This window comes from Nocardia sp. NPDC058518 (assembly GCF_042719655.1).
Lineage (GTDB): Bacteria > Actinomycetota > Actinomycetes > Mycobacteriales > Mycobacteriaceae > Nocardia.
This window is the reverse complement of sequence record NZ_JBHXNJ010000017.1, coordinates 1-4,887: the sequence shown is the minus strand read 5'-3', so window position 1 is coordinate 4,887 and position 4,887 is coordinate 1. Positions and strand designations below refer to the sequence as shown.

The 4,887-nt window shown below is 68.6% G+C and carries 7 protein-coding genes and 1 riboswitch; of the genes, 5 read left to right on the top strand and 2 right to left on the bottom strand.

What is annotated here, in order from left to right:
* Window positions 1–340: 340 nt before the first annotated feature.
* A complete protein-coding gene (locus tag ACFWPX_RS25740) occupies window positions 341–964 on the bottom strand; it encodes a carbonic anhydrase (RefSeq protein WP_378918421.1) in 624 nt (207 codons plus the stop codon).
* Between the two features lie 90 nt (window positions 965–1,054).
* On the opposite strand from ACFWPX_RS25740, the gene ACFWPX_RS25735 reads away from it, so the two are divergent.
* Window positions 1,055–1,933, top strand: coding sequence for an A/G-specific adenine glycosylase (locus tag ACFWPX_RS25735; protein ID WP_378918423.1), 879 nt, complete (start codon window positions 1,055–1,057; stop codon window positions 1,931–1,933).
* A 16-nt stretch (window positions 1,934–1,949) separates the two neighbouring features.
* On the opposite strand, the gene ACFWPX_RS25730 is transcribed toward ACFWPX_RS25735, so the two are convergent.
* A complete protein-coding gene (locus ACFWPX_RS25730) occupies window positions 1,950–2,693 on the bottom strand; it encodes an alpha/beta fold hydrolase (protein WP_378929749.1) in 744 nt (247 codons plus the stop codon).
* A gap of 56 nt (window positions 2,694–2,749) precedes the next feature.
* Between ACFWPX_RS25730 and ACFWPX_RS25725 the strand changes: the two genes are divergently transcribed.
* The 4 genes from ACFWPX_RS25725 (at window position 2,750) to ACFWPX_RS25710 (ending at window position 4,764) form a co-directional block, all read left to right on the top strand.
* A complete protein-coding gene (locus ACFWPX_RS25725; protein ID WP_101464713.1) occupies window positions 2,750–3,073 on the top strand; it encodes an antibiotic biosynthesis monooxygenase in 324 nt (107 codons plus the stop codon).
* Window positions 3,074–3,111: 38 nt separating this feature from the next.
* Window positions 3,112–3,264: riboswitch (cobalamin riboswitch) on the top strand.
* A gap of 34 nt (window positions 3,265–3,298) precedes the next feature.
* Complete coding sequence (locus tag ACFWPX_RS25720) at window positions 3,299–3,499, top strand: CbtB-domain containing protein (protein ID WP_019044677.1); 201 nt, start codon at window positions 3,299–3,301, stop codon at window positions 3,497–3,499.
* Complete coding sequence (locus ACFWPX_RS25715; protein ID WP_378918429.1) at window positions 3,490–4,275, top strand: CbtA family protein; 786 nt, start codon at window positions 3,490–3,492, stop codon at window positions 4,273–4,275. The genes ACFWPX_RS25720 and ACFWPX_RS25715 overlap by 10 nt, the downstream gene beginning before the upstream one ends.
* A gap of 36 nt (window positions 4,276–4,311) precedes the next feature.
* Entirely contained in the window at window positions 4,312–4,764 is a 453-nt protein-coding gene (locus ACFWPX_RS25710; protein ID WP_378918431.1) for a hypothetical protein, read from the top strand.
* Window positions 4,765–4,887 lie beyond the last annotated feature (123 nt).

Sequence of the window (4,887 nt, the reverse complement as noted above, 5' to 3'; positions counted from 1 at the left end):
CTCCTGTCCCCCATCCAACCGAAAAGGGGGGGGGGGGGCCCCCGGCTGGGGGGGGTTCTCCGCGGGGGGGTGGGGGGAGCGGCGCCGGGCCGCGCCCCGCCCCCCCCCCCCGACGTGGTGGTACTCGCGACCGCGTTATCGGCCCCACCCGAATCCCCGCCGCGCGCGACCATGGTGACGAGCCAGATCACGATCGCGAGCGCGACGATGATGACGCCGATCGCGAGTGCACGGCGGCGCCAGTAGATCTCCGGTGACAGCGGTCCATTCGGTTCCAGCACGCCTCAACGGTAAGCGCAGCGCGCAGGGGCGCGCTCGATGACCTCGGCGTGTCGGCGGTTCAGGCCATCTCGCCGATATTGCCGACGGTGCGCCGCAGCTGCGCGCGACCGTCCTCTAGCTGGTAGGTGACGCTCGCGATAGCCAGCTGACCAGCGGCAACACGCTGGGCGATGATCATCGAACGCTGCATGAGCAGCTTGCTGGTCTCCTCCACGTGGCGCGCCTCCAGGTCGTCGACCGTGTTGAGTCCTTCGCGGCGTCCGAGCAGGATCGACGGCGTCACCCGCTCGACCACGCTGCGAATGAACCCACCGGGCACCTCGCCGCCGTCGAGCGCGTCGATGGTGGCCTTCACGGCACCGCAGCTGTCGTGACCGAGCACGACGATCAGGGGCACATTGAGCACCTCGACGCCGTATTCGATCGAACCGAGCACCGAACTGTCCACGACGTGGCCCGCTGTGCGCACCACGAACATGTCGCCGAGCCCCTGGTCGAAGATCAGTTCGGCGGCGACGCGGGAATCACCGCAGCCGAACAGGATCGCGTGGGGGTTTTGGCCTTTGACGAGTTTGGCTCGGTCGGCGGCACCCTGGCTAGGATGCTGCAGAGTGTCATTGACGAAGCGCTCATTGCCTTCACGCAACGACTTCCAGGCACTTATCGGATTCGAACCAGGCATACCGACCATTGTGCACATGCCCTCGGTTACCAGCGAGTCCGCCACGTTACGCGTCGGCAAAGAGCGGCTGGCCGAGAGAAAACGAGAACGGTGAGTATCGACGCGGAATCCCTGCTCAGCTGGTTCGGCGACACGGCGCGGGCACTGCCGTGGCGCGAGCCGGAGGCGACCGCATGGCACATCCTGATGAGCGAGATCATGCTGCAGCAGACGCCTGTGGTGCGGGTGGAGCCGATCTGGCGCGAATGGGTGGCGCGCTGGCCGGTGCCGTCGGCGATGGCGGCGTCGTCGCAAGCGGAGGTGCTGCGGGCGTGGGGCAAGTTGGGATATCCGCGGCGGGCGTTGCGGTTGCACGAGTGCGCGCGGGTGTTGTCGGCTGAGCACGGTGATGTGGTCCCCGCCGATGTCGACGTGCTGCTGAGCCTGCCGGGAATCGGCGCCTATACCGCCCGCGCGGTGGCCTGTTTCGCCTACGGCCAGCGAGTTCCCGTGGTGGACACCAATGTTCGGCGCGTTGTCGCGCGTGCGGTGCACGGCCGGGAGCCGGGCAACCCGTCCGCGCGCGATCTCGCCGAGACCGAAGCCCTGCTGCCGATCCCGGTGCCGCGAGCCGCGACCTTCTCGGCGGCCCTGATGGAACTGGGCGCCCTGGTCTGCACGGCCCGTAATCCCGACTGCGCAGGCTGCCCACTGCCGACCTGTGCCTGGGTCGCGGCGGGCAAACCGGCCGCCGAAGTGGCACGCAAGGTGCAGAAGTACGAGGGCACCGATCGTCAGGCCCGTGGGCGGCTGCTCGATGTGCTGCGTGACGCGTCAGGCCCGGTCGAGCGGATCCGCCTCGACCTGGCATGGACCCGGGATCCGGGTCAGCGCGCGCGGGCGCTGGATTCGTTGCTGGTCGACGGGCTGATCGAGCAGACCGATGACGGGCTGTTCGCGCTCGCGGGCGAAGGAAGCACCGCCGGGTAGCAGGGGGCCGACCGGCTCACCTAGTGACGCGTCGCAGGAACCGGCCGACGTGTTCGCGGTAGGCCTCGGGTTGTTCGTCGTGCACCAGATGCCCGGCCCCTTCGATGCGCACGTACTCCGCATCGGCAACCACCTCGGCCATCGTCAGCATCTGGCCCGGCGGTGTGATGGTGTGCTCGCCTTCGATGAGCAGCGCGGGCACCCGCAGCGACTTCCACTCGGTCCAGAAGTCGCGCGTGCCCCACTCCTCGGAGATCGCGCGGAAGGTGTCCACCTCGCCGTGCAGTCGGTAGCCGTCCGGCGCCGCGGTGAACGCGCGAAGGAAGTAGGTGCCCGCGACCGGGCCGAAGTAGTCGAGCACCGCCTGCTCGTCGGAGAACGGTTGCGGCCAGGAGTGGATCAGCTCGGCCCAGTGGGCGGCGGTGCGGCCGGTGAAATCGGGGGCGATGTCCTCGACGACGATCGCGCGCACCCGCTCGGGATAGGTCGCCGCGAAGACCCAACCGTGGATCGCGCCCATCGAATGCCCGACGATCACCATCGGTTCGGTGATCGCGGCGGTGCGCTCGGCCAGGTCGGCCACGAACGCCTCCGTCGTGAGCTCGGCGGGGGTCGGCCGACCGTGCCCGGCCGCATCGACGGCGTAGACGTGCCCGTATCCGCGCAACCAGGGCACCTGGTCGGCCCAGGTCCGTGCACTGCCCATCAACCCGTGCAACAGCAGGATCGGGACGCCGGACCCACCTTCGTCGTTCAACACCCTGCCGATTGTGCCCCAGAGCGGGATGTTTCCCGAGCGGTCGTATTGTCGGCTCCATGGCTGTTGTGAAGATCAATGCGATCGAAGTTCCCGAGGGCGCGGGCCCCGAGTTGGAGAAGCGGTTCGCCGCGCGCGCGGGCGCGGTGGAGAACTCCCCCGGTTTCCTCGGCTTCCAGTTGCTGCGCCCGGTGGCCGGCGACAACCGGTATTTCGTGGTGACGCAATGGGATTCGGAGGAATCGTTCGCCGCGTGGCGTGACGGTCCGGCCCGCGCGGCGCACGCCGGAAACGGTGGCGACGGCGAGCGTCCCAAGCCGGTGTCGACGGGTGCCTCGCTGCTCGAGTTCGAGGTCGTTCTCGACGTGCCCGCGAAGGCCTGACAGCGGCGTTTCCGCTGGACATGCGGTTGCGCGTATTGACGTGGGTGGCTCGCGGCTGTCACAGTTCGAGGGAACATCCGCGAGGGTGCGCGGTAATCCGGTGTGAATCCGGAGCGGTCGCGCCACTGTATCCAAGTACCGGGTCCCCGGTGCCGGAGAGCCAGACACCGGCACCTTCGCGCCACACTTCAACCGTGGGACGCGTATCCCTAGAGGAGGACTCGAATGGCTATCGCGCATTCACCCAGCCGGTCTACCGGCCTCGACACCCTGGCAACCGTGCTCGTCACGGTCGGCGTCGTCCTGCTTGCACTGCTCGCCCTGTACCTGGTCGGTTTCGACCAGGGGGCCGTCTCGCGTAGCGGGATGTTCCTGCACGAGCTGATGCACGACGGACGTCACCTGCTGGGTGTTCCGTGCCACTGATCGGATCACTCAAGACCCTGCTGTTGCGCGGCCTGCTGGCCGGCCTGATCGCCGGCCTGCTGGCCGCGACAGTGGGCTACTTCGTCGGCGAGCCCCAGGTGGATGCCGCGATCGCCATCGAAGAAGCCGCGGCCGCTCCGGCCGAACACGGCCACGAAGCCGCGGAACCGCAGGGCCATTCCCACGGCGACGAGGAAGAGCCGCTGGTCAGCCGGTCGGGCCAGAAGGCGGGCCAGTTCCTCGCGCTCGGCTTGGCCGGGATGGCGTTCGGCGCGTTGTTCGCGTCGGCGGTGAATGTGGCGCGCAGGTTCACCACATTGTCCGGGCCCCAGTTGTCACTGACCTCAGCGGTTCTCGCGTGGGCGGCGATCGTCGCGGTGCCGTTCTTCAAGTATCCGGCCAACCCGCCCGCGGTCGGCGATCCGGAAACCATCAACGAACGCACCTGGCTGTGGGTCGCGGCCGTCGTCCTCGGCCTGCTGGCCGTCGCGGCAGCCGTCGCGGCCTACCGCGCGCTCGCCGCGTCGGACACGTTGCGGCTCATCGCCGGGGTTGGCGCGTTCGTCGTGGTCACCACGGTCGGCTACGTGCTGCTGCCCGGCGTGAACGAGGTGGCCGACGACTTCCCCGCCACCCTGCTGTGGAATTTCCGGGTGGCCTCGCTGGCCGAAACCACCACGCTGTGGGTGAGTTTGGGGCTGGCGTTCGCCGCGCTCACGGAATTCGCTTCGCGGCGTAGCACTGCGGTAGTGGACAAGGTTCCTACCGCAGGGTGATCCTCGCGAGCAGTTGAGAACGGCAGTGTCGGTGTCATGACCGGCACTGCCTTTCTTGTTTCCACCAGTCGTCCGCGCGCCGTGCATGTCGCGTTCGGCGGGCTCATCACCGCGCTCGCCGCCGGCGTTGCCGAAGGACTGTTGCGCGCCGTCCGTGGTGGCGACGAATTCGGGGCCACCGCAACGGGTTTGCTACCCCGGCTCGCCATCTACCTGGCCGTGGCCGGGGTCGCGCTGTACATGCTGAACGGCAGCCGGGTGGCCCGCGCGCTGCTGACCGTCGGCATCGGCGTGGTCGGCCTGGTCTCGCTGATCATCGAGCCGCTGGCGGTCGTGTTGTCCACCGACGACTACACGACGCTGTTCGACGGTATGTCGCCCAGCTCGATCGTGCTGGCGGGCTGCCGAACCGTCCACATCCTGGCGGTCGTCATCGCGATCCCCGCCATGTACACCCCGGCCGCCCACCGCTGGTTCACCCAGCGCTGAGCCACTGGTGCACAACGGCCCTGGGGGGGCCGGGTGGGGGTAGGCGGGGGCGGGGGGTGTTTTTTAGGGGGGGGGGCGGTTTATATATTCCATGACCCCCCGACCAAATCGCAGAGGGGGTGT

Bases quoted from the DNA above. Each gene is read 5' to 3' on its own strand.
- ACFWPX_RS25710 (WP_378918431.1), top strand. From the start codon at position 4,312: ATGACCGGCACTGCCTTTCTTGTTTCCACCAGTCGTCCGCGCGCCGTG.
- ACFWPX_RS25720 (WP_019044677.1), top strand. From the start codon at position 3,299: ATGGCTATCGCGCATTCACCCAGCCGGTCTACCGGCCTCGACACCCTG.
- ACFWPX_RS25725 (WP_101464713.1), top strand. From the start codon at position 2,750: ATGGCTGTTGTGAAGATCAATGCGATCGAAGTTCCCGAGGGCGCGGGC.
- ACFWPX_RS25740 (WP_378918421.1), bottom strand. From the start codon at position 964: ATGCCTGGTTCGAATCCGATAAGTGCCTGGAAGTCGTTGCGTGAAGGC.